The sequence below is a fragment of the Streptomyces sp. Ag109_O5-10 genome, from assembly GCF_900105755.1.
GTDB lineage: Bacteria > Actinomycetota > Actinomycetes > Streptomycetales > Streptomycetaceae > Streptomyces.
Map to the genome: position 1 here is coordinate 3,129,669 of NZ_FNTQ01000001.1, position 21,330 is coordinate 3,150,998.

Annotated in this window: 26 protein-coding genes and 1 pseudogene; 13 read left to right on the plus strand and 14 right to left on the minus strand. The window is 71.8% G+C overall.

The annotated features are described in order from the left end of the window. Positions 1–771 carry a class I SAM-dependent methyltransferase gene (locus BLW82_RS14215; protein ID WP_093499144.1) on the minus strand — a complete coding sequence of 257 codons (771 nt, stop codon included), beginning with the start codon at positions 769–771 and terminating at the stop codon, positions 1–3. Between the two features lie 100 nt (positions 772–871). Here BLW82_RS14215 and BLW82_RS14220 point away from each other — a divergent pair, with 100 nt between their 5' ends. Next, the gene (locus BLW82_RS14220) at positions 872–1,519 is read left to right on the plus strand and encodes a CGNR zinc finger domain-containing protein (protein ID WP_143063666.1); all 648 of its coding nucleotides are present in this window, start codon (positions 872–874) and stop codon (positions 1,517–1,519) included. On the opposite strand, the gene sodX is transcribed toward BLW82_RS14220, so the two are convergent. Continuing rightward, positions 1,405–1,857 carry a nickel-type superoxide dismutase maturation protease gene (gene sodX, locus BLW82_RS14225; protein ID WP_093508039.1) on the minus strand — a complete coding sequence of 151 codons (453 nt, stop codon included), beginning with the start codon at positions 1,855–1,857 and terminating at the stop codon, positions 1,405–1,407. The genes BLW82_RS14220 and sodX overlap by 115 nt on opposite strands. A gap of 145 nt (positions 1,858–2,002) precedes the next feature. On the opposite strand from sodX, the gene sodN reads away from it, so the two are divergent. Then, the gene (gene sodN / locus BLW82_RS14230; RefSeq protein ID WP_020130742.1) at positions 2,003–2,398 is read left to right on the plus strand and encodes a superoxide dismutase, Ni; all 396 of its coding nucleotides are present in this window, start codon (positions 2,003–2,005) and stop codon (positions 2,396–2,398) included. 7 nt (positions 2,399–2,405) lie between these two features. Here sodN and BLW82_RS14235 read toward each other — a convergent pair whose 3' ends face one another. Beyond that, positions 2,406–2,756 (minus strand): site-specific integrase, encoded by a 351-nt coding sequence (locus BLW82_RS14235; RefSeq protein ID WP_256215797.1) that lies wholly within the window; start codon positions 2,754–2,756, stop codon positions 2,406–2,408. Positions 2,757–2,761: 5 nt separating this feature from the next. On the opposite strand from BLW82_RS14235, the gene BLW82_RS14240 reads away from it, so the two are divergent. Beyond that, positions 2,762–3,262 carry an NUDIX domain-containing protein gene (locus BLW82_RS14240; protein WP_177232944.1) on the plus strand — a complete coding sequence of 167 codons (501 nt, stop codon included), beginning with the start codon at positions 2,762–2,764 and terminating at the stop codon, positions 3,260–3,262. A 330-nt stretch (positions 3,263–3,592) separates the two neighbouring features. On the opposite strand, the gene BLW82_RS14245 is transcribed toward BLW82_RS14240, so the two are convergent. The 3 genes from BLW82_RS14245 to BLW82_RS14255 form a co-directional block, all read right to left on the minus strand. Beyond that, complete coding sequence (locus BLW82_RS14245) at positions 3,593–4,072, minus strand: GNAT family N-acetyltransferase (protein WP_093499146.1); 480 nt, start codon at positions 4,070–4,072, stop codon at positions 3,593–3,595. Between the two features lie 175 nt (positions 4,073–4,247). Beyond that, positions 4,248–5,159, minus strand: coding sequence for a polyphosphate kinase 2 (ppk2, locus tag BLW82_RS14250; RefSeq protein WP_093499147.1), 912 nt, complete (start codon positions 5,157–5,159; stop codon positions 4,248–4,250). Between the two features lie 28 nt (positions 5,160–5,187). Next, entirely contained in the window at positions 5,188–5,427 is a 240-nt protein-coding gene (locus tag BLW82_RS14255; protein WP_093499148.1) for a hypothetical protein, read from the minus strand. A 265-nt stretch (positions 5,428–5,692) separates the two neighbouring features. Between BLW82_RS14255 and BLW82_RS14260 the strand changes: the two genes are divergently transcribed. From BLW82_RS14260 to BLW82_RS14270, 3 genes are all read left to right on the plus strand, one after another. Then, entirely contained in the window at positions 5,693–6,046 is a 354-nt protein-coding gene (locus BLW82_RS14260; protein ID WP_093499149.1) for a helix-turn-helix transcriptional regulator, read from the plus strand. A 211-nt stretch (positions 6,047–6,257) separates the two neighbouring features. Further along, a complete protein-coding gene (locus BLW82_RS14265; RefSeq protein ID WP_093499150.1) occupies positions 6,258–6,677 on the plus strand; it encodes a VOC family protein in 420 nt (139 codons plus the stop codon). An 18-nt stretch (positions 6,678–6,695) separates the two neighbouring features. Further along, entirely contained in the window at positions 6,696–7,484 is a 789-nt protein-coding gene (locus tag BLW82_RS14270; protein ID WP_093499151.1) for a VOC family protein, read from the plus strand. On the opposite strand, the pseudogene BLW82_RS14275 reads toward BLW82_RS14270, so the two are convergent. The 3 genes and pseudogenes from BLW82_RS14275 to BLW82_RS14285 form a co-directional block, all read right to left on the minus strand. Further along, positions 7,473–7,770: pseudogene (locus BLW82_RS14275) on the minus strand (transposase); the annotation flags it as partial. The gene BLW82_RS14270 and the pseudogene BLW82_RS14275 overlap by 12 nt on opposite strands. A 172-nt stretch (positions 7,771–7,942) precedes the next feature. After that, positions 7,943–8,593 carry a response regulator transcription factor gene (locus BLW82_RS14280; RefSeq protein ID WP_093499153.1) on the minus strand — a complete coding sequence of 217 codons (651 nt, stop codon included), beginning with the start codon at positions 8,591–8,593 and terminating at the stop codon, positions 7,943–7,945. Then, positions 8,581–9,837 carry a sensor histidine kinase gene (locus BLW82_RS14285; RefSeq protein ID WP_093499154.1) on the minus strand — a complete coding sequence of 419 codons (1,257 nt, stop codon included), beginning with the start codon at positions 9,835–9,837 and terminating at the stop codon, positions 8,581–8,583. The genes BLW82_RS14280 and BLW82_RS14285 overlap by 13 nt, the downstream gene beginning before the upstream one ends. Before the next feature lie 135 nt (positions 9,838–9,972). Between BLW82_RS14285 and BLW82_RS14290 the strand changes: the two genes are divergently transcribed. Further along, the gene (locus BLW82_RS14290) at positions 9,973–10,488 is read left to right on the plus strand and encodes a hypothetical protein (RefSeq protein WP_093499155.1); all 516 of its coding nucleotides are present in this window, start codon (positions 9,973–9,975) and stop codon (positions 10,486–10,488) included. A gap of 70 nt (positions 10,489–10,558) precedes the next feature. Here BLW82_RS14290 and BLW82_RS14295 read toward each other — a convergent pair whose 3' ends face one another. The 3 genes from BLW82_RS14295 to BLW82_RS14310 form a co-directional block, all read right to left on the minus strand. Beyond that, a complete protein-coding gene (locus BLW82_RS14295) occupies positions 10,559–10,906 on the minus strand; it encodes a DUF952 domain-containing protein (RefSeq protein ID WP_093499156.1) in 348 nt (115 codons plus the stop codon). Positions 10,907–11,297: 391 nt separating this feature from the next. Next, entirely contained in the window at positions 11,298–12,398 is a 1,101-nt protein-coding gene (locus BLW82_RS14305) for a family 2 encapsulin nanocompartment cargo protein polyprenyl transferase (RefSeq protein ID WP_093499157.1), read from the minus strand. 113 nt (positions 12,399–12,511) lie between these two features. Continuing rightward, complete coding sequence (locus BLW82_RS14310; protein WP_093499158.1) at positions 12,512–13,918, minus strand: family 2B encapsulin nanocompartment shell protein; 1,407 nt, start codon at positions 13,916–13,918, stop codon at positions 12,512–12,514. Positions 13,919–14,218: 300 nt separating this feature from the next. Between BLW82_RS14310 and BLW82_RS14315 the strand changes: the two genes are divergently transcribed. Further along, positions 14,219–14,809, plus strand: a complete 591-nt coding sequence (locus tag BLW82_RS14315; RefSeq protein WP_093499159.1) for an N-acetylmuramoyl-L-alanine amidase — start codon at positions 14,219–14,221, stop codon at positions 14,807–14,809. A gap of 33 nt (positions 14,810–14,842) precedes the next feature. Continuing rightward, the gene (locus BLW82_RS14320) at positions 14,843–15,724 is read left to right on the plus strand and encodes a 1-aminocyclopropane-1-carboxylate deaminase/D-cysteine desulfhydrase (protein WP_093499160.1); all 882 of its coding nucleotides are present in this window, start codon (positions 14,843–14,845) and stop codon (positions 15,722–15,724) included. A gap of 54 nt (positions 15,725–15,778) precedes the next feature. Here the strand turns inward: BLW82_RS14320 and BLW82_RS14325 are convergent, their stop codons facing one another. After that, a complete protein-coding gene (locus tag BLW82_RS14325) occupies positions 15,779–17,374 on the minus strand; it encodes a Na+/H+ antiporter (protein ID WP_093499161.1) in 1,596 nt (531 codons plus the stop codon). Between the two features lie 61 nt (positions 17,375–17,435). Here BLW82_RS14325 and BLW82_RS14330 point away from each other — a divergent pair, with 61 nt between their 5' ends. The 3 genes from BLW82_RS14330 (at position 17,436) to BLW82_RS14340 (ending at position 19,491) form a co-directional block, all read left to right on the plus strand. Continuing rightward, on the plus strand, positions 17,436–17,696 hold the full coding sequence (locus tag BLW82_RS14330; RefSeq protein WP_093499162.1) for a UBP-type zinc finger domain-containing protein: 261 nt from the start codon (positions 17,436–17,438) through the stop codon (positions 17,694–17,696). 272 nt (positions 17,697–17,968) lie between these two features. Then, positions 17,969–18,382, plus strand: coding sequence for an ATP-binding protein (locus tag BLW82_RS14335; protein WP_004925829.1), 414 nt, complete (start codon positions 17,969–17,971; stop codon positions 18,380–18,382). Continuing rightward, complete coding sequence (locus BLW82_RS14340) at positions 18,379–19,491, plus strand: RNA polymerase sigma factor SigF (RefSeq protein ID WP_093499163.1); 1,113 nt, start codon at positions 18,379–18,381, stop codon at positions 19,489–19,491. Before BLW82_RS14335 ends, BLW82_RS14340 begins: the two co-directional genes overlap by 4 nt. 115 nt (positions 19,492–19,606) lie before the next feature. Here the strand turns inward: BLW82_RS14340 and BLW82_RS44420 are convergent, their stop codons facing one another. Further along, positions 19,607–20,047: a hypothetical protein gene (locus BLW82_RS44420; protein ID WP_177232945.1), complete on the minus strand. Its 441-nt coding sequence runs from the start codon at positions 20,045–20,047 to the stop codon at positions 19,607–19,609. Positions 20,048–20,162: 115 nt separating this feature from the next. Here BLW82_RS44420 and BLW82_RS14350 point away from each other — a divergent pair, with 115 nt between their 5' ends. After that, positions 20,163–21,131, plus strand: a complete 969-nt coding sequence (locus BLW82_RS14350) for a diacylglycerol/lipid kinase family protein (protein WP_093499164.1) — start codon at positions 20,163–20,165, stop codon at positions 21,129–21,131. The last annotated feature ends 199 nt before the right edge of the window (positions 21,132–21,330 follow it).

The following is a 21,330-nucleotide window of genomic DNA, read 5'->3' on the forward strand; positions in this document are numbered from 1 at the left end:
CTACTTGAGGGCGAGCAGCAGCGTGTCCGACGGCGAGCACCAGACCGCCCGCGCCTCGCCGAACCCCTTCTCGCGCAGCACGCGCGCGTGCCAGGCGGGCGAGGGCATGTCGCCCTCCGCGTGCTCCCCGTAGATCTCGAACCGCCGGGCGGTGGGTCCGGCGAGCACCGGGTCCTGCGCCGCCAGCTGCCACCAGTCGGCCCAGTCCAGCGCCCCCGCCGCCTTGGCCTGATCCATACCCCGGTGCCGCCGCGCCCGTTCCGCGGCGTTGATCCGGGGCGTGCTGTCGTCGATCATGTGGTCCGCGTTCATGAAGACACCGCCGTCGCGGACGAGCTCCGCGACCTGACCGTAGAGGGCCGCGAGGGGTTCGCTGTGCAGCCAGTGCAGGGCCGTGGCGGTCAGGACGGCGTCGTACGAGTCGTACGGCAGCCGCGCGGTCCACTCCGGGTCCTTGAGGTCGGCGGTGACGAGCGTGACCCGGTCGTCGCCCGCGAATGTCCCCTCGGCGATGGCGAGGAGGGCCGGGTCGAGGTCGACCCCGGTGCTGACCGCGTCCGGGAAGCGGGCGAGCAGCCGGGCGGTGATGCTGCCGGTGCCGCACGCGAGGTCGAGGACCCGGGGCGCCGTACCGACCAGCGCCTCCACCATGTCGAGCATGATCCGGAACCGCTCCTCGCGGTCCGGCATGTACCACTCCTGCTGCCGGTCCCAGCTCTCCTGCCAGGCACCCCAGTCGGCCTCGGTCGTGGTCGTCGGCGCGTCCGTCATGGCAACCCTCCACCGCACAAGTCCCGTAATACCCTGGATGCACGACCGGCTGTTACCCGACCGCACGACCGACCCTAGAGTGCCCGCGTAAGGACTACAAGTGGAACTGGCCTATTACTCGGATTACGCCGTCCGGCTCGTCAACAGCGAGGAACCGGCCCGGGGCAAGGACTCCCTGACCTCGGTCGAGGCCGTCCGCGACCTGTTCGGCGGCAACCAGCAGGCGGCCCGGCGCGCCACCGAGGCCGACCTCACCCGGTTCCGCTCGGTCCGGGCCCGGCTGCGCGCGGTCTTCGAGGCGGCCGACAAGGGCGAGGAGACCCTCGCGGTGGACCTGCTGAACTCGCTCCTGCTGGAGTTCCCGGTCAGCCCGCAGATCTCCGGGCACGACTTCCGGGACGAGGACGGCCGCCCGCTGTGGCACATGCACCTGGCCGACCACCCCTCCAACGCCACCGCCGGCTACACCGCGATCGCGGCGATGGGCCTGGCCTTCCACCTCACCGAGTACGGCGTCGACCGGCTCGGCCTGTGCGAGGCCGTGCCGTGCCGCAACGCCTACCTCGACACCTCGACCAACCGCTCCCGGCGCTACTGCTCGGACCGCTGCGCGACCCGCGCCAACGTGGCCGCCTACCGCGCCCGCAAACGCCTGGAGGCGGAGCGCCCCGACCGGCCGGTGCGGTCGGGCAGCACCGGCCTGGCGGCCGAGACGGCCCAGCGCACGAGCGCCAGCGGCGAACGCTGACCCGCCTTGCGCGGCCGCCAGCGGAACAGGGCCCGGCCGAGGATCAGCTCCTCCGGCACGGTCCCGTAGTCCGTGCTGTCCCCGCCCGCGTACGCGTTGTCCCCGAGCACCCACCAGCCGCCCTCGCGCGGCTCCGCGGCCCGCTTGACGACCAGCAGGTCCTGCTGGAACGGATGACGCAGGACCACGACGTCTCCGGCCCGCACTCGGGCCCCGTACCACACCAGGAGCTGATCCCCCTGGTAGAGCGTGGGCACCATGGACGGGCCTGTCACCTCGGCCAGTCCGAAGAGCGCGGCGCCCCTCCCCCGCTCGGTCTCCTGCGACAGCTCCGGCATCCCCGGCACCTCCCCGGTCCGTTCCTCCACCAGTCTCAGTCTGACCCTGGACTTTTGTCCTAAGCCCATGGGGGCACTCGCGAAATCAGGCTTCCCAGGGAGTAATGTCCCACCTGAGAAGACGATCACGAGGAAGGAATGCTCCATGCTTTCCCGCCTGTTTGCCCCCAAGGTCAAGGTCAGCGCGCACTGCGACCTGCCCTGCGGTGTGTACGACCCGGCCCAGGCCCGCATCGAGGCGGAGTCGGTGAAGGCCGTGCAGGAGAAGATGGCCGCCAACGACGACCCGCACTTCCAGGCGCGCGCCACCGTCATCAAGGAGCAGCGTGCCGAGCTCGCGAAGCACCACGTCTCGGTGCTCTGGAGCGACTACTTCAAGCCCCCGCACTTCGAGAAGTACCCCCAGCTGCACCAGCTGGTCAACGACACCCTGAAGGCCCTGTCCGCCGCCAAGGCGTCCACGGACCCGAAGACCGGCGAGAAGGCCCTGGAGCTCATCGCCGAGATCGACAAGATCTTCTGGGAGACCAAGAAGGCCTGATCTTTGGCTAGGCCGTCTGACCTGCGATTACGCGGGTCACATCGCCTACCTGTCCGCACCCGGTCCGCAGGCCGCCGAGCACGGCGTCCATGACGGACCGGGTGCGGTCTTCTTCGCCCGGCCACAGGTGCGCGTAGCTCCGCAGCGTGACGACGGCGGACGCGGGGCCGAGGACCAGCTGGACCTGCTCTGCGCTCGCTCCGCCGGCGATGAGGGCGGAGGCGTGGGAGTGGCACAGGTCGTGGGTCACCATGTGCTGCAGTTCGACGGATGTGCGGCCCTCGCGCTCGGCCGCCTCGTTCTCCGCCGCCTGGAGCACCCTGCGGGCACAGTCACCGTCCGTCCGACGAAGGGACACAAGCCGTGGCTCAGCGGACAACCGACGACCAGGCCGAAGCCCTGCCGCCCGCCCTCGAATCCATGACCCTGCTGGTCGCCGCCGTCATCGTCCACGACAAGGCCACCAACCGCGTCGTCCTCCTCCGCCGCAGCCAGAACGCCAAGTTCGCCCAGGGCATGTGGGACCTCCCCGTCGGCAAGAGCGAACCCGGTGAGCCGATCACGGAAACGGCCGTGCGCGAGCTGTACGAGGAGACCGGCCTGACCGTGAGGCAGGAGTCCCTGAAACTCGCTCACATCATCCACGGCGCCTCGGGCGTCGAAGCCCCCAACGGCTTCCTCACCGTCGTCTTCGCCGCCCACGAATGGACCGGCGAACCCGAGAACCGCGAACCCCGCAAACACGCCCAGGTCCGGTGGGTCGACGCCGACACGATCCCTGAGAACTTCGTGGACACCACCTCAAGCGCCCTCCGCCGGTACCTCGCAGGAGGCCCGGAGGTCTCCCTCGGCGGCTGGCAGTAGCGGTGCCGGCCGCGGCCCGATCAGTAGCCGCCGGCGTGCCCTTCGCCACTCATGCGCGGCAACCGAGATCGGTCTGACGAAGACGGCACCAGTCACTGGGAACGCTCCCGCTCATGGCCGGCACCACAGCCCCGCGGGCCAGTGGGACGGTGCCGATCAACTGGCTCAGCAGCCAGCGGTCCGCACACAGTTCAGCGCCCCGCAGGCAAGATCCCCGCACGTCATCGATCAACGGACCGCACCCGGCCCGACGGACCGCCGTTCGCGGTGTTCCGGGGGGTCGGGTGCGGTCTGTTTCCGGGTGCGGTCCTCTTCCTCGCGGACGGCGGTCTATGAGGCGGCGGCCAGTTCCTTGAGCGGATCGCCGGTCAGGCGGCAGATGCGCCACTCGTCCAGGAACTCCGCGCCGAGCGACCGGTAGAGGCCGATCGCCGGTTCGTTCCAGGCCAGCACCCACCACTCGAAGCGCTCGAAGCCGCTGCGCAGGCAGAACGCGGCCAGGGCGGCGAGCAGGGCCCGGCCGTGGCCGCCGCCACGGGCGTGCGGGCGTACGTAGAGGTCCTCCAGGTGCATGCCCCGGGTTCCGGTCCAGGTCGAGAAGGTGGGGAACCACAGGGCGTAGCCAGCGAGTTCGCCCGTGGCCTCGTCCTCGGCGACCAGCGCGCCGGCCGCCGGGTGGGGTCCGAACAGGGCCGCGCGGAGCTGCTCCTCGGTGGCCCGGGCCTGCTCCTCGGCCCGTTCGTAGGCGGCGAGTTCGCGGATCATGGCGCGGATCTCGGGGACGTCGTTCTCGGTGGCGGCGCGGATCATGCAAGGGATCATCGGCCACCGGGCGGAACCGTGTCCATCCGGTCCCCCCGGCCCGCGGCACGGCGCCCTGTGCGGTCGTTCGCGAACGCAATCCCGATCACCAGGTCCGCCTCGGGCGGGGGGCACGAGAAAGGGCCTGCCGGATGCCCGGCGGGCGCCTGTCGGGCGGCGGGTGCTACTGCCCGCCGTGGTCGTCCTCGCCCGCCTCCAGCAGGCCGGCCGCCGCACCCACGATCCGCGGGTCCGGGCTGCCGACGACCTCCTCGTCCTTGTCGGCGTAGTCGAAGCGGGCGAGCACGCTGCGCATGGCCTCGACCCGGGCCCGCTTCTTGTCGTTGCTCTTCACCACGGTCCAGGGCGCGTACTCGGTGTCCGTCTCGCGGAACATCGCGACCTTCGCGGCCGTGTAGTCGTCCCAGCGGTCCAGCGAGGCCAGGTCCATCGGGCTCAGCTTCCACTGCCGTACCGGGTCGACCTGGCGGATGGTGAACCGGGTCCGCTGCTCGCCCCGCGAGACCGAGAACCAGAACTTCACCAGGTCCACCCCGTCGTCCACCAGCATCCGCTCGAAGAGCGGGGCCTGGCGCATGAAGCGCCGGTACTGGTCGTCCGAGCAGAAGCCCATGACCCGCTCGACGCCGGCCCGGTTGTACCAGGAGCGGTCGAACATCACGATCTCACCGGCGGTCGGCAGATGTTCGACGTACCGCTGGAAGTACCACTGCCCGCTCTCGCGCTCGGTGGGCTTCTCCAGGGCCACCACACGCGCGCCACGGGGGTTCAGGTGCTCCGTGAAGCGCTTGATGGTGCCGCCCTTGCCGGCCGCGTCCCGGCCCTCGAAGACGATGACTATCCGGCGTCCCGTCTCCTTGACCCAGGTCTGCAGCTTCAGCAGCTCGATCTGCTGGAGCCGCTTGTGCCACTCGTACTCCTTGCGCTCCATGCGCTGCGGGTACGGGTAGTTCTCCCGCCAGGTCTCGATGGGGGATCCGTCCGGGCGGATGAGCACGGGGTCGTCGGGGTCGCTGTAGTCGACCTTCAGATGGGCCAGGTCGGCCAGGTCGGACAGCAGGTCCGGCGTCGTCATCCAGTCCTCCTCAGCGGCTCGGTGTGCCTCAGTGGAACCGCGGCACGATCAGGTGGATGCCGTACGCCACCACCGCCACGCAGGCGAGGAGGCACAGCCCTGCCCGGGCGACGCCGACGGCGCCGGTGCCGCCCTGGTCGTCGGCTCCCTCATAGCGGGCGAGCCCGAGGACGCCGAAGGCGAGGACGACCACCACAGCGAATGTAACTCCGATGCTCACCGCGGTGACCTGGCCGAGTGCGGTCCAGTCGAGCCCGCGCCGACCCACACGGCTCCGATCAGCCCTCCGAACAGCGCGTGCGGATCATCGCTGGAGTCACCTTGGCGTCGTTCACCACGCAGTGACGATCACGACCGCCAAGGAACGTGATGTGGCCCGTTCCTTTGTGCAAACAGGCGCGGGCCGATCGCGCGAGAATCAGGGGCAGACGCACGTCCGAAAACAATCCGCGTCGTGTGTGCGATGCGCATGCCATGCTGGGCGGGTGACCCCCCTGGAGGACCTGAGGCGGCTGCGCCGGGCGCGCGACCGCATGGACCGCGAGTACGCGGAGCCGCTCGACATGGCCGAGCTCGCCCGTACCGCCCTGATGTCCCCCGGTCACTTCCAGCGCAGCTTCCGCAAGGCCTTCGGGGAGACGCCGTACAGCTATCTCATGACCCGGCGGGTCGAGCGGGCCAAGGCGCTGCTGCGCCGCGGCGACCTCACGGTGACCGAGGTGTGCATGGCGGTCGGCTGTACGTCGCTGGGGTCCTTCAGTTCGCGGTTCACCGAGCTGGTCGGGGAGACCCCGAGCGCGTACCGGGCGCGGGACCACGAGGAGAGCACGGTCATCCCGTCCTGCGTGGCCCGGACGTTCACCCGGCCGCGCCGCCGGCCGTACTGACCGCACGGGACCGGCCCGCACGCGACCAGCCTCACGCTTCCGACCGCACGGGACCGGCCCGCACGCGACCAGCCTCACGCTTCCGACCGCACGGGACCGGCCCGCACGCGACCAGCCTCACGCTTCCGACCGCACGGGACCGGCCCGCACGCGACCAGCCTCGCGCTTCGGACCGCACGCACGGCCGGGCGTTTGCTCCTAGCCTGACCTCATGGACGTAAAACTCGCGCAGTGTTTCATCGCCGTCGACGACCACGACAAGGCGCTGGCCTTCTACCGGGACGTGCTCGGCCTGGAGGTCCACAACGACGTGGAGTTCGAGGGGATGCGGTGGGTGACCGTCGGGTCGCCGCAGCAGCCGGGCGTGGAGATCGTGCTGGAGCCGCCGGGCGCCAACCCGGACGCCTCGCCCGCCGACCGGCAGGCCATGGCCGAACTGCTCGCCAAGGGCATGCTACGCGGGGTGATCTTCTCCACCACCGACTGCGACGCGCTGTACGAGCGGGTGCGGGAGTACGGCGGTGACGTGATCCAGGAGCCGATGGACCAGCACTGGGGCGTGCGGGACTGCGCCTTCCGGGACCCGGCGGGGAACCTGCTGCGCTTCACGGAACGCCGGGCGGCCGATTAGCGCACTTACGATCACCGTATGAGCATCCGCTGGACGTACGCCTTCGCCGACCGCCCCGCCGCGCATCTCGCCGCCGCCCAGGCGTTCTGGACAGCCGTCACCGGCACCTTCCTGTCCGCGCCGCGAGGCGAGAACGACGAGTTCGTGACGCTGCTGCCGGCCTCCGGCGTCGACGCCTGCGTCAAGCTCCAGGGCGTCGACACGGGCCCCGGCGGAGCCCACCTCGACCTCTGTGCCGAGGACGTGCCGGGCCTGGTGAAGCGGGCCCGGGAACTCGGCGCCGAGACGGTCACCGAGCACGACGGGTGGACCGTCCTGCGGTCGCCGGCCGGGCAGTTGTGGTGCGCGGTGCCCTGGCACGGGGAGTCGGTACGGCCGCCGGTCGTGGCGGGCAGCCGGCTGGACCAGGTCAGCCTCGACATCCCGCCGTCCGCGTACGAGGCGGAGACGGCGTTCTGGGCGGAGCTGACCGGCTGGGAGCCGCTGACCGGCGCGCTGCCGGAGTTCCGGGTGCTCAGGCCGCCGGCCGGGCTGCCGGTGCGCATCCTGCTCCAGCGGCTCGACGACGAGCAGCCCGCCGCCGCCCATCTCGACCTGGCCTGCGCGGACATCCCGGCGACCCGCGCCCGGCACGAGGAACTCGGCGCCGTGCACGTGGCCGACGGCCGCCACTGGACGGTGATGCGCGACCCGGCGGGCGGCGTCTACTGCCTCACCGGCCGCGACCCGGAGACCGGCGGCCTGCCGAGCCGGGATCAGGAGCCGGAGGAAGGGGACCAGGCGGTTTCGTTCGGATCACCTGGCTGACCAGAGGCAGACGCTCGCACCGTGGAGTCCGGCCAGGTGGACGGCGGCTGTCTTGTCGTAGCGGGGGGCGATGCCTCGCCATCTGGTGCAAGCGGTTGACGCAGCGTTCGACCGTGTTGCGGTGCTTGGAGGTCTCGCGGCCGAAGGCGGGTGGCCCGCCACCCCGGCTGCCGCGTCGCAGACGGTGGCCGCGTTGGTCGGCCGGCACGGGGACGACGGCCCGGATGCCGCGCCGCCTGAGGTGCTCACGGATGACCCGCGACGAATACGCCTTGTCCGCGACGACACCAGTGATGACCAGCCCCCATGCCATGGCCCTTGGCCCTGCGCCCGACGGCCACCGCCTTCGGCACCCAGCGCGGCAAGCCCGGCGGAGAGCACCTGTCCGAAGGCGCCGCACGCCCCGCCAAGTGCTGCTCGGCACCGGTGTCGACTGGGCGTGGGGGCGTGCTCGCGCACTATGCGGTCGCAACGCCCAGGAAGCGCAGCACCGCCAGGACGCGGCGGTGGTCGGCGTCGGCCTTGGGCAGGTCGAGCTTGGTGAAGATGCTGTTGATGTGCTTGGCGACCGCGCTCTCGCTCACGACCAGTTCGGCGGCGACGCCGGAGTTGGACCGGCCGCCCGCCATCAGCTCCAGCACCTCCCGCTCGCGCGGTGTCAGCCGGTCGAGCGGATCGCTGTGCCGGCGCACCAGCAGCTGCGCGACGACCTGCGGGTCGAGCGCGGTGCCGCCGGCCGCCACCCGGCGTACCGCCTCGGCGAACTCCTCGACGTCGGCGACCCGTTGCTTGAGCAGATAGCCGACGCCCGAGATGTCGGCGGCGAGCAGATCGGCGGCGTACCGCTCCTCCACGTACTGCGACAGCAGGAGCACGGCGGTACGCGGGTACTGGCGGCGGATCACCAGCGCGGCGCGCACTCCCTCGTCGGTGAAGCCGGGCGGCATGCGCACGTCGACCACGGCGATGTCGGGCCGGTGCTCCTCGACGGCTGCCAGCAGCCCTTCCGCGTCGGCGACTTGCGCGCACATCTCGAAGCCGGCCGCCTCCAGCACCTTGACCACGCCGATGCGCAGCAGGAGGGAATCCTCGGCGATCACGGCGCGCACGGCAGCTCCACGGTGATGACGGTCGGGCCCCCGGCGGGGCTGCGGCAGGAGAACGTGCCGTCGACGGACGCGACGCGCTTGGCGAGCCCGGCGAGCCCGGTGCCACCGCCGGCCGCCGCGAGATCCGCGCCGCCCGCGCCGTCGTCCACGACGACCACCAGCAGTGTCTCCCCGATCCGCGTCACGGTCACGTCCGCCCGGGTCGCCTGGGCGTGTTTGACCACGTTCGTCAGGGCCTCGGAGACCACGAAGTACGCGACGGCCTCGACCGTGGGTGAGGGGCGCTGCGGCAGGTCCACCGCCACGCGCACCGGGATCGGGAGGCGGGCGGCGACCCCGGACAGCGCGGCGTCGAGGCCGCGGTCCTCGAGGACGGCCGGATGCAGGCCGCGCACCAGGTTGTTCAGCTCGGCGATCGCCTCCTTCGCCTCGCGGTGCGCCTCGTCGATCACCTTGCGGGCATCCTCCGGCAGGTCGCCGAGGGTGGACCTGGCCAGGCCCAGGTTGACGGCGAGTGAGACGAGGCGCTGCTGTACGCCGTCGTGCAGGTCGCGCTCGATCCGCCGCCGCTCGGCGTCGGCGGCGTCGAGCACGCCGGCCCGGCTCTCGGCGAGGTCGGCTACCCGGCGGGCCAGCTTCTCCGTGCGGCTGGGGCCGAGCAGGACCTCGGCCGCCCGGGTGTCCAGCCGCACCAGAGCGCCGGTCAGCCGGGGCCCGAGGAACAGCAGGGCGAGGCCACCGGCGGTGATGTACACGGCCTGTGTGGTGTACCCGAGGTCGGTGACCCGCCATTGCGGGGGCAGCGCCCAGATCCACACGTAGAGGGAGGCGGCCACGAGAGCGGCGGCCCAGACGGCGAGGACGGCGATGTCCAGGAGGGCGAGCAGCGGACCCGCCACGGCGTGGTAGCAGACCTGCCGCCACAAGGCCCGCGTGGTGAGCCGGCGCACCGCCGACCTCCAGTTGCGTCCCGGCCCGGGTGCGGCGGGGCGCGCGAGGTCCTTTCCGACGAGCGCCCGGTAGCGCCGCCGCTGCCCGGCGGTCAGCGGGGGTGTCACCCAGAGCGTGAGCAGCACGGGCAGCGGAATCACGGCCGGTGCCCCCGCCATCGCGGCGGCCAGCCAGAACCACAGGGGCACCACGGCGAGGTGGAGCGGCAGGCCGGCGGCGACGAGCGCGGTCCGGTGTCCCGCCCTGTGGAACGTCCGGCCCGGCACCGGCCGCAGCCACGTGGTGAGTTGCATGCGTCAAACGGTAAAGCCGCAGGCCATCCCCGTGCCATGACGCTCCCACCCGGTTCGGGGCTGCACTTTTCTCCACCCCGGGTCGGAACCCTGCGTGACTGACGGCGCCCCTGTGTGCGGCGGAGGGTGGAGCACGTGAAGGGGAGAGCCGACGGGGAGCGGGGGAAGACGATGCGTCACCTGGTGTTGGGCGATGACGAATGGGCCGGTGCCGAGGGCTTCGGCCGCGCCGAGGTCATCCCGCTCCACGAAGAGGCGGAGGAGCCCCGCCCTGCGCGGGGCACGCGGCGGGCCGGGGGGCTGCTGGTCGCCTGCGGGCTCGCCCTGCTGCCGTGGCTGTACGTGCTGGCCACCGGCCTGCCGGCCACCGCGACCGCGGCGCACTGGCCGCTCGCCTGGGTCGGGCTCGACGCGCCGGAGGCGCTCGGCCTGATCGCCACCGGCCTCCTTGCCGCCCGCGGCGACCGGCGGCACGCCCTGACAGCCGCCGCGACCGCGACGCTGCTCGTGGTGGACGCCTGGTTCGACACCACGACCGCGGCCCCGGGCGGCGACTTCGCCACCGCGGTCGCCATGGCGCTCGGCGCCGAGCTGCCGCTCGCCGCGCTGTGCGGCCGGCTGGCGCTGCGGGCGCTGCGCCGGCACGCGTGACGCCGACCGCCCGGCCCCATGCCACGGATCAGATCGATCAACCGAGAACACCACGCACCGCGCACAGGGCCTAGCCGGCCGGGTGCGGGGGCCAGGGCTCCACGTCGACCACGGCCGTGACCGGTATCGGTCCGTACACGTGCGGGAACTCCTCACCGCCCGGCTCCGGCGCCTCCCACTTCACCGGGGCGCCGACCCGGGCCGGATCCACGACCAGCACCACCAGTTCGTCCGGGCCGTCGTAGGCGCCGTACAGGAAGGCCGCGATACGCGGGAGCTGGTCGCGGGTGGAGCAGTGGATGAAGCCCTCCTCCTGGAGGGTGCGGCCGCGGGTGGACATCTCGTAGCCGCCCCGCGCGCGGGCCTCCTCCCACAGGGAGCGTTCGGTCAGGTGCAGGATGTTCGGAAGTCCGGTCATGCGGACACGCTACGGTGTGGGCCGGCCGGCGGATTCGGGCGGGGAGGGCGGCGGCGGGGGCACCTCCCGCGTGCGCGCCGGTCCCGGGTACTGGGCGCAGTCGGGATTGCGGCAGGGGCCGGGTCCCCAGACGGGAACCCAGGCACCCAGCGTCTTGTGCCGCCGCACCACACGTTCGACGGACTGTCCGCAGGCCGGACAGACCTGGTCCTGGCTGTCCATGCCCCCAGCGTAGGCCGGGCCCGGCAGCCGCGCCCGCCGCGGCGGGAGACGCTCCGGCGGGAATCGGCGGGCCCCGCACACCGTGGGGATGCGCGGGACCCGTCGGGCCGGAGCCCCCGGGGAGCCGTGCGGGGTCAGGAGCCGCACGGTCCCGGGGGCACCGGGGTCTTCACCTGCTGCGCCGGGTCACGAACTCGGCGAGCGCGAGCAGGCCGCCGGCCGCCTCCGGGCCGGGCACGGCGCGGGCGAGCTCCTGCATCGCCAGGGCCATCCGGTCGGCCGCCTCGGACTGCGCCCAGTCCCGGCCGCCCGCCCGCTCCACGGCCTGTGCGGTCCGCGTGATCTCCTCGGCGTCGGACCGCACGTGCGGCTTGGCGTACAGCTCGGCGAGGTCGGCGGCGGCCGGGGTGCCGGAGGTGAGGGCCGCGACGACCGGCAGGGACTTCTTGCGGGCCGCCAGGTCCGCACCGGCCGGCTTGCCGGTGCGCCCGGGGTCGCCCCATATCCCGATGACGTCGTCGATCAGCTGGAAGGCGAGCCCGGCCTGGCGGCCGAAGCCGTCGAGCGCCGCCACCTCCGCCGCTCCCGCCCCCGCGTACAGCGCGCCCAGGGCGCAGGCGCAGCCGAGCAGCGCCCCGGTCTTGGCCTCGGCCATGGCGAGCGCCTCGTCGAGGGTGACCTCCTCGGGCGCCCGGTCCTCCAGGGCCGTGTCCGCGTGTTGTCCCGCGCACAGTTCGAGGACGCAGTCCGCGAGCCGGACGGCCGCGGCCGCGGACGCCGGGTGCGGGTCCTCGGCGAGCAGCCGGAGGCCCAGCGCCTGGAGGGCGTCCCCGGCGAGGATCGCGTCCGCGTCGCCGAACACGGTCCACGCGGTGGGCCGGTGCCTGCGGGAGGTGTCCCGGTCCATGACGTCGTCGTGCAGGAGGGTGAAGTTGTGCACCAGCTCCACGGCGGCCGCGGCCCGTACGGCGGCCGCGCGGGCCGCCGGTCCGCCGAGCGCGTCGGCGGCGGCGAGGACCAGCGCGGGCCGGATGGCCTTGCCCGCGTTGCCGTCCGCCGGGGTGCCGTCCGCGTGCTCCCAGCCGAAGTGGTAGCGCGCGACGCGCCGCATCGAACCGGGCAACGACGCCACGGCGGTGCGCAGTTCGGGGTCGACGGACGCCCGGACCCGCTCCAGGATCCCCGCCGCCTCGGCCCCGTCGAGCGGCTCCGGCCTCCCCTGCGGCAGCTTTGTGGCACGCAGCTGCCGTTCCGTCACGAACTCGGCCATGGCCTCCCCCTCGCGGAGCGCGCGTACGGTGGCGTCTCCGCCCCGCCTCGGCACGTACCCCGAGGGTGTACCCGCCCCGGAGGGCGGGGACACGGCCACCAAGTGCGGAAACGTCACCTCCACCGGCCGATCTCGACGTTCTCCAGCACACCGAGGGCGTCCGGGACCAGCACGGCGGCCGAGTAGTAGGCCGTGACCAGGTAACTGATGATCGCCTGCTCGTTGATGCCCATGAAGCGGACCGAGAGGCTCGGCTCGATCTCGTCGGGGATTCCGGACTGCCGCAGTCCGATGACGCCCTGGTTGTCCTCACCCGTACGCATGGCGATGATCGAGGTGGTCCGGGCCTCGGTGACCGGGATCTTGTTGCAGGGGTAGATCGGTACCCCGCGCCAGGTCGGGATGCGGTTGCCGCCGATCTCCACGGTCTCCGGGACCAGTCCGCGCTTGTTGAGCTCACGGCCGAAGGCGGCGATGGCGCGCGGGTGGGCGAGGAAGAGCTTGGTGCCACGCCGGCGGCTGAGCAGCTCGTCCATGTCGTCCGGGCTGGGCACGCCGTCGTGCGGCTGCAGCCGCTGGTCGTACTGGCAGTTGCTGAGCAAGCCGAACTCCCGGTTGTTGATGAGCTCGTGCTCCTGGCGCTCCTTCAGCGCCTCGACGGTGAGCCGCAACTGGTGCTCGGTCTGGTTCATCGGCTGGTTGTAGAGGTCGGCCACGCGGGTGTGGATGCGCAGCACGGTCTGGGCGATGCTCAGCTCGTACTCGCGCGGCCGGGCCTCGTAGTCGACGAAGGTGTGCGGGATGTCGGGCTCGCCGCTGTGGCCGGCCGCGAGGGCGACCTCCTTCTCGCCGTACTTGTTGGTGCGCTGCTCGGGGATCGCGCGCAGCTGCTGCAGGTGCTCGCGCAAGGAGTCGGCCCGCTCGGCGACCTGCTCGAAGTCCTGCCGGGACAGGGTCAGCACGGTGCAGGCCGTGTCCGCGCGGGCGGTGTACTCCCAGATGGCGTCCGGGTCGATCAGGCCCTGCTCGCCGAAGTACGAGCCGTCGCCGAGGACGCCGAGCACCGCGTCGTCGCCGTAGGGACCGGTGCCGATCTTCTCGACGCGGCCGTGGGCCAGCAGGTGGACCTCGTCCGCCCCGTTGCCGAACGAGGCGATGACCTCGCCGGCGGCGAAGTCGCGCTGCCGGCAGCGCTGGGCCAGCTCGGCCAGCACCTCCTCGTCGTCGTACGACCGCAGGATGGGCAGCTCGCCCAGCTCCGCGGGGATGACCTCGACACGGTCGCCGGTCTTCAGGAAGGTGATACGGCCGTCGCCGACCGTGTAGGTGAGCCGCCGGTTCACCCGGTACGTGCCGCCCTGGACGTCGACCCAGGGCAGTGTGCGCAGCAGCCAGCGGGAGCTGATCTCCTGCATCTGGGGCGCGGACTTGGTCGTGGTGGCCAGGTTCCGCGCTGCCGCCGTGTCCAGAGACTGCTGCGGCTTGCCCTGATCCGTGCGGACCTCTTCGCCTACCGACATAAGGAAATGCCCTCCCATACCTGCGCGGGCGCCGAACTGCCCACGCATCGGTCTCACGGGCCACCCTGTCATCACGGAGCGTGTCGGGACCATTACCCGAAAGAGCGGGAATAGATCATCGCACTGCTGGGCATGCCGACATATCCGCTCATCCCCCACTCGTCCATGCGCCGTCTTGTCCCGATTGACTCGCACAAGATCCGAACAAGTTCGAACGAGGATGGACCGGTAAGCCCGACTTCTGTAGAAAGCCCAGAAGATCTGGAAGATCCGAATAATTCAGATGCGAAGGAGGCGGTCATGGCCCCACCCATGTCCGCGGACGCTTTCCTCGACGCGCTGCGGGACGAGGGCGCCACCGTCGTCGAGGTCGGCGGCTGGAGGGACCACAACCGGAACCACAAGGGCCCCTGGGGACCCGTCCACGGCGTGATGATCCACCACACGGCGACCCGGGGCGCCGAGACCACGGTCCGGATCTGCCGCGACGGCCGCCCCGACCTCCCCGGCCCGCTGTGCCACGGCGTCATCACCAAGGACGGCACGGTCCACCTGGTCGGCTACGGCCGCGCCAACCACGCGGGCCCGGGCGACGACGACGTGCTGCGCGCGGTGATCGCCGAGAAGACCCTGCCCCCGGACAACGAGGCGAACACCGACGGCAACCGGCACTTCTACGGCTTCGAGTGCGAGAACCTGGGCGACGGCGAGGACCCCTGGCCCGAGGCCCAGCTGGACGCGATCGAGAGGGTGGCCGCGGCGGTGTGCCGGCGGCACGGCTGGTCGGAGCGGTCGGTGATCGGGCACCTGGAGTGGCAGCCGGGCAAGGTGGACCCGCGCGGCTTCTCGATGGCCTGGCTGCGCGACCGCGTCGGGGAGCGGCTGAAGTGAGCCCGCACCGGCGCCCCGGGCGACAATGACGACGTGACCAGCGCCGACATACTCGCCCCCCGGCTCCCCTCCCCGCTCGAGGAGGTGGCCGACGACCGTTTCGCCCGGCACGGCGTCCGTCTCCTCCTCAAGCGGGACGACCTGATCCACCCGGAGCTGATCGGCAACAAGTGGCGCAAACTGGTCCCGAACATCCAGGCGGCGGCCGGCCGCCCGGTCCTCACCTTCGGTGGCGCGTACTCCAACCACCTGCGCGCGACGGCCGCCGCGGGCCGCCTCCTGGGCTTTCCGACGGTGGGCGTGGTGCGGGGCGAGGAGCTGGCCGCCCGGCCGCTGAACCCGTCGCTGGCCCGGTGCAGGGCCGACGGGATGCGGCTGCACTTCGTCGACAGGCCGACGTACCGGCGCAAGGCGGAGCCGGAGGTGCTGGCCGGTCTGCTGCGGGCCGCGGCGGCCGAGAACGCCTACGTGGTGCCGGAGGGCGGCAGCAACGCGGCCGCGGTACGCGGCTGCCGGGCCCTCGGCGCGGAGCTGCGCGGGCGGGCCGACGTGGTGGCGATCGCCTGCGGCACCGGGGGCACGCTGGCCGGGCTGGCCGCCGGACTGGGCCCGGCGCAGCGGGCGTTGGGGGTACCGGTGCTGCGGGGCGGGTTCCTGGCGGGCGAGATACGGCGGCTACAGGCGGAGGCGTTCGGCGGACGGCGCGGGCAGTGGTCGCTCGACGAGCGGTTCCACTTCGGCGGGTACGGGCGTACGACGCCCGAACTCGATGCCTTCGCGGACGACTTCGAGGAGCGGCACGGGGTGCGGGTGGAGCGGCTGTATGTCGCCAAGTTGCTGTACGGACTTGTCGAGCTGGCGCGGGAGGGCGGCCTGGGGCGGGACGTGGCCGTGGCGGCGGTGCTGACGGCCTGACCGGCGGGCGGGCGCCCGGACCGCGTCCCGGTCACGCCCTGCCGTGTCCGCTGCTCACTCGGCCTCCCGGTACGCCGCCGCCTCCTCCAGGTCCAGCCGGCGCAGCAGGGTGCGCAGCATCTCGTCGTCGATGTAGCGGTGGTCGCGGAGGCGGACGAAGACCGCGCGCTCGGCGCTGATCATCTCGCGGGACAGCCGGCGGTAGGTGTCGTCGACCGACTCGCCGGTGACCGGGTTGGTCTGGCCGAGGCGCTCCCAGACGGCGTTGCGGCGGCGCTCCAGGACCGTGCGCAGGCCGTCGGCGAGCGGTGGCGGGAGGGCGTTGCGGTCGTCCGCGAGGAGTTCGTCGAGGCGGGCCTCGGCCGCACGGGAGGCCTGGGCCTGGGCGTTCGCCTCGGCGAGGGTCTCGGCCTGGGCGTCCCGGGCCGGGAACTTCATCAGGCGGATCAGCGGGGCCAGGGTGAGGCCCTGCACCACGAGGGTGCCGATGACCGTGGTGAAGGTCAGGAACAGGATCAGGTTGCGCTGCGGGAAGGGGGCGCCGCCGTGCACGGTGAGCGGGATCGAGAAGGCGATGGCCAGCGAGACCACGCCCCGCATGGCGGCCCAGGCGGTGACCGTCGGGCTCCGCCAGGTGGGGTTGTCCTCCCGCTCGCGGATCCGCCGGGACAACAGCCGCGGCAGGAAGGCCGCCGGGTACATCCAGACGAACCGGGCCGCCACCACGACCAGGAAGAGGGCGAACGCGTACCAGGCGGCGTCGATGCCCTCGTACGCGCCGAGGCCCTTGAGGACGACCGGCAGCTGCAGTCCGATCAGCGCGAAGACCGCCGACTCCAGCAGGAACGCCACCATGCGCCAGACGGCCTCCTCCTGGAGGCGGGTGGCGAAGTCGACCTCCCAGGCGCGATGGCCGAGGTAGAGGGCGACCACGACGACCGCCAGCACGCCGGAGGCGTGGAACTGCTCGGCGACGCTGTACGCGACGAACGGGATCAGCAGCGACAGCGTGTTCTGGAGCAGCGGCTCCTTCAGATGCGTGCGCAGCCAGTGGATCGGCACCATGAGCAGTACACCGACGATCACACCGCCGAACGCGGCCAGCAGGAACTCGGCGATGCCGTGGGTCCAGGAGGCGCCCTCGCCGACGGCGGCCGCGACGGCCACCCGGTAGGCGGTGATCGCGGTCGCGTCGTTCAGCAGGGACTCGCCCTGGAGGATCGTGGTGAGCCGGGACGGCAGGCCGACCCGGCGGGCGATCGCGGCGGCCGCGACCGCGTCCGTGGGCGCCACGACCGCACCCAGCGCGAGCGCCGCGGGCAGCGGCAGCCCGGGCACGATCAGATACGCGGCCCAGCCGACGGCGAAGGTCGCGAAGAGCACGTACCCGACCGAGAGCAGCGCCACCGGCCGGATGTTCGCCCGCAGGTCGAGGTACGAGCTCTCGGTGCCCTCCTTGTACAGCAGCGGGGGCAGCACCAGCGGCAGCACGATCTCCGGGTCGAGGGTGTAGTCGGGGACCCCGGGCACGTACGACACCATCAGGCCGACCGCGACCAGCAGCAGCGGCGCGGGCACCGGAGTGCGCCGGGCCGCTCCGGCGATCGCGGCGCTCCCCGCCACCAGCAACAGCAGTGGCATCACGTCCATGGTCCTCGCCCGCCCTCTTTTTCCGCGCGGCCACCCGCACACCCGTCGTAATCTGGCAATCATGAAACAGTGCACGCACCGCGACGCGCTGCCGCTCCCGGAACCCGAGCCGCAGAACGAGACCTGCCCGGAGTGTCTCGCCAAGGGCTGGCACCCGGTGCAGCTGCGGATCTGTCTGACCTGTGGCCACGTCGCCTGCTGCGACTCGTCGCCGGGAAGACACGCGACAGGCCACCACGAGACCTCCGGTCACCCGATAATGCGGACGTTCGAGCCCGGCGAGGACTGGCGCTGGTGCTTCGTCGACCACGTCCTCGTGTGACACTGCACTACGGCTGCTGAAGACGACAGCGGCGACGGTTCGACGGTTCGACGCCGGGGTACGTCAACCCGGCGCGCGCTCTTCCCAATTGAGCAAGACAGACCTCTAGACACGGAGCGTATCCACAGGTTTACTGTGAGTGACGCCAGGGGGTTGGGGTCCCGGGGACAGAGAAGTTCGGAGCGCGGTAGCGTCACCGCTGAACCACGTAGTGCGTTACCCCGGGGGGCGACCCTCGGCCCCGAAAAGCTTGTACCACCATGGAGGTGAGGGTGTCCCAGATCGCAGGCGAGCCCGCGACCCAGGACTTCGTGGAAGTCCGGCTGCCGGCTGCGGGTGCCTACCTGTCGGTGCTGCGCACGGCCACGGCCGGCCTCGCCGCCCGCTTGGACTTCACCCTGGACGAGATCGAGGATCTGCGCATCGCGGTCGACGAGGCCTGCGCGATCCTGCTCCAGCAGGCCGTTCCCGGCTCGGTGCTCAGCTGTGTCTTCCGCCTCGTCGACGACTCGCTGGAGGTCACGGTCTCCGCTCCGACCACGGACGGCCACGCCCCCTCGCGCGACACTTTCGCCTGGACCGTGCTCTCGGCCCTGGCGGGCAAGGTCTCGTCGGCCGTCGACGAGGACAAGACCGTGTCGATCAGCCTCTACAAACAGCGCGGCGCGGGACCCGGGCCGGCGTGAGGAACGGGGACGGGCCGGTGCGGGACGAAGAGCGCGGCACACGGGAGCTGCCGGCCGGGGGCGAAGGCCCCGAGGCCGGCTCCCGCCGCATGGCTGACGGCATCGACGGCATCCCGGAACAGGCCAGGCCGCACCCGGAGGACCCCTCCGCGCCGGCCGGTCTGGAGGGTGCCGTGCAGAGCGCGCCCCCGGAAGGGCGGAACGGGGTCGCGGCCCCGCACCGAGCCGGGGCGAAGGCTCGCGGAAGGGCGACGGGCGGGACGATGAGCGAGCACGAGCGATACGCCGAGGACCAGGCGCTGGCCGCGGAGGTGGTGCAGGCGACCCAGCACGAGCCTCAGAACCGCGCCGAACCTCAGGACCGCAGCGGCGCCCGCGCCCTGTTCGTCGAGTTGCGCGGGCTGAAGGAGGGCAGCGCCGAGTACGCGGAGCTGCGCAATCGGCTGGTCCGCATGCATCTGCCGCTCGTGGAGCACCTCGCGCGCCGGTTCCGCAACCGCGGCGAGCCGCTCGACGACCTCACCCAGGTCGCCACCATCGGCCTGATCAAGTCGGTCGACCGGTTCGACCCGGACCGGGGCGTGGAGTTCTCGACGTACGCCACTCCGACCGTGGTCGGCGAGATCAAGCGCCACTTCCGCGACAAAGGCTGGGCCGTCCGCGTTCCGCGCCGTCTCCAGGAGCTGCGCCTCGCCCTCACCACCGCCACGGCGGAGCTGTCCCAGCAGCACGGCCGCTCCCCCACGGTGCACGAGCTGGCCGAGAAGCTCGCGATCTCGGAGGAGGAGGTCCTGGAGGGCCTGGAGTCGGCCAACGCCTACTCCACGCTGTCCCTGGACGTCCCCGACACCGACGACGAGTCGCCCGCGGTCGCCGACACCCTGGGCGCCGAGGACGAGGCCCTGGAGGGCGTCGAGTACCGCGAGTCCCTCAAGCCCCTCCTGGAGGATCTCCCGCCCCGCGAGAAGCGCATCCTTCTCCTGCGCTTCTTCGGCAACATGACCCAGTCCCAGATCGCCCAGGAGGTCGGCATCAGCCAGATGCACGTCTCCCGCCTGCTGGCGAGGACCCTGGCTCAGCTGCGGGAGAAGCTGCTGGTGGAGGAGTAGGTCCCGCCGCTCTTCGCGGCGTCCGGACCGAAGCGCCCCGCAGGGGACGCCGGGGGTACCCCCGGCCGAAGGCTGGGAGAGGAACGGCGCGACCGGCCCCCGCCCACCCGCTGATTCAGCTGCTGCGCCCGGGCCCCTTGATCCCCAGGGCCTGGGTGGTGGCGGAGTTGACCAGCAACACCAGCGAGGCGACCGCCACGACCGCCAGCACGATCCCCACCGGAATCGCCACGCTGTCGGCCTGCAGCAGGTTGTACGCCACCGGCAATGCCATGATCTGCGTGATCACCGCCGGCCCCCGGCTCCAGCTCCTGCGCAGCAGCAGCCCGCGCGCGGCGAGGAGCGGCAGCAGCGCCAGCAGGATGACGGTGACGCCTCCGGTGATCGCCTGTCCCCGGTCGTCCGGGTCCCCGGTCACCCCGAGCACCGCCAGCCACACCCCACCGGCCAGCAGGGCGAGCCCTTCCAGCCCGACCAGCGCGGCGGCGTACGTCAGCCGCCGCGGACGGGACTCCTCGATTCCGCCGGTCTTCTCGGCCGTAGGTGCTTCACTCACCCCAGAAGGGTAGCCCTCGGCCGGCACCCGTAAGTGTTGAGGCTCACGCCCTGTCTCTTACCCGATCCCTAACTCGGTCTGGGATCGGTACTTTCCAGTAGGTACGCTGCAATCCATGCGTGCACTCCTCGTGGTCAATCCGGCGGCAACCACCACAAGCGCACGTAGGCGTGACGTCCTCATCCACGCGCTCGCGAGCGAAGTGAAGCTGGAGGCGGTCACCACCGAGTACCGCGGCCACGCCCGTGACCTGGCGCGGCTCGCGGCGGAGAGCGACGACGTCGACCTCGTCGTGGCACTCGGCGGCGACGGCACGGTCAACGAGGTGGTCAACGGACTCCTCCACAACGGACCCGCCCCGGACCGGCTGCCCGGCCTCGCCGTGGTCCCCGGCGGCTCCACCAACGTCTTCGCCCGCGCCCTGGGCCTGCCCAACGACCCGGTCGAGGCCACCGGCGACCTGCTGGACGCGCTGCGCGAGAAACGCCAGCGCTTCGTCGGCCTCGGCCTGACCGCCGGCACGCCCGGCACCGAGGACGAGGCGGTCCCGGCCCGCTGGTTCACCTTCAACGCGGGACTCGGCTTCGACGCGGGCGTCGTCGGCCGGGTCGAGCAGCAGCGCGAACTCGGTAAGAAATCCACACACGCGCTGTACGTTCGTCAGGTCGTCAGGCAATTCCTCGGCGAGCAGCACCGCCGGCACGGAACGATCACACTGGAGCGGGCCGGCGCCGACCCGGTCACGGATCTTGTCGTGGCGATAGTCTGCAACACCTCGCCGTGGACGTATCTCGGCAATCGTCCGATGTACACGTCACCTAAAGCCTCGTTCGATAAGGGCATCGACGTACTCGGTCTCAGCCGGCTGTCGACGGCCGCGGCTGCCCGGTATGGCACGCAGTTGCTCACTTCGTCCCCCGAGAAGGGACCGCACGGCAAGCACGCCGTGTCCCTGCACGATCTGGACCAGTTCACCTTGCATTCGAAGGTGCCGCTCCCTCTCCAGATGGACGGCGACCACCTAGGACTGCGTACGAGCGTGACGTTCACAGGCGTACGCCGCGCACTGCGTGTGATTGTGTGAGCGGAAGGGGCCAAAGTCCTTTCACTCGAACGTTTAGGCCAGGATCCACCCCATGGAAGTACGGCTGTGACCCAGTCGACACCGAGGAATCAAAAAAAACTTTCCGGAAGGGGTTGTATCCGTCGCTGAGGTTTGCGAGGCTCTACGTGGCGGTCGGGACAGCCCGCAACACCGGCGTCCGCTGATCACCGGAATCCCC

Excerpts from the sequence above, each read along its gene's own strand:
- BLW82_RS14265 (WP_093499150.1), top strand. The coding sequence starts at position 6,258 with ATGGACGTAAAACTCGCGCAGTGTTTCATCGCCGTCGACGACCACGAC.
- BLW82_RS14330 (WP_093499162.1), top strand. The coding sequence starts at position 17,436 with ATGAAACAGTGCACGCACCGCGACGCGCTGCCGCTCCCGGAACCCGAG.
- BLW82_RS14305 (WP_093499157.1), bottom strand. The coding sequence starts at position 12,398 with ATGGCCGAGTTCGTGACGGAACGGCAGCTGCGTGCCACAAAGCTGCCG.
- BLW82_RS14325 (WP_093499161.1), bottom strand. The coding sequence starts at position 17,374 with ATGGACGTGATGCCACTGCTGTTGCTGGTGGCGGGGAGCGCCGCGATC.
- BLW82_RS14310 (WP_093499158.1), bottom strand. The coding sequence starts at position 13,918 with ATGTCGGTAGGCGAAGAGGTCCGCACGGATCAGGGCAAGCCGCAGCAG.
- BLW82_RS14260 (WP_093499149.1), top strand. The coding sequence starts at position 5,693 with ATGGACCGCGAGTACGCGGAGCCGCTCGACATGGCCGAGCTCGCCCGT.
- BLW82_RS14295 (WP_093499156.1), bottom strand. The coding sequence starts at position 10,906 with ATGACCGGACTTCCGAACATCCTGCACCTGACCGAACGCTCCCTGTGG.
- ppk2 (WP_093499147.1), bottom strand. The coding sequence starts at position 5,159 with ATGACGACGCCGGACCTGCTGTCCGACCTGGCCGACCTGGCCCATCTG.
- sodN (WP_020130742.1), top strand. The coding sequence starts at position 2,003 with ATGCTTTCCCGCCTGTTTGCCCCCAAGGTCAAGGTCAGCGCGCACTGC.
- BLW82_RS14315 (WP_093499159.1), top strand. The coding sequence starts at position 14,219 with ATGGCCCCACCCATGTCCGCGGACGCTTTCCTCGACGCGCTGCGGGAC.
- BLW82_RS14285 (WP_093499154.1), bottom strand. The coding sequence starts at position 9,837 with ATGCAACTCACCACGTGGCTGCGGCCGGTGCCGGGCCGGACGTTCCAC.
- sodX (WP_093508039.1), bottom strand. The coding sequence starts at position 1,857 with ATGCCGGAGCTGTCGCAGGAGACCGAGCGGGGGAGGGGCGCCGCGCTC.
- BLW82_RS14350 (WP_093499164.1), top strand. The coding sequence starts at position 20,163 with ATGCGTGCACTCCTCGTGGTCAATCCGGCGGCAACCACCACAAGCGCA.
- BLW82_RS14245 (WP_093499146.1), bottom strand. The coding sequence starts at position 4,072 with ATGATCCGCGCCGCCACCGAGAACGACGTCCCCGAGATCCGCGCCATG.
- BLW82_RS14215 (WP_093499144.1), bottom strand. The coding sequence starts at position 771 with ATGACGGACGCGCCGACGACCACGACCGAGGCCGACTGGGGTGCCTGG.
- BLW82_RS14270 (WP_093499151.1), top strand. The coding sequence starts at position 6,696 with ATGAGCATCCGCTGGACGTACGCCTTCGCCGACCGCCCCGCCGCGCAT.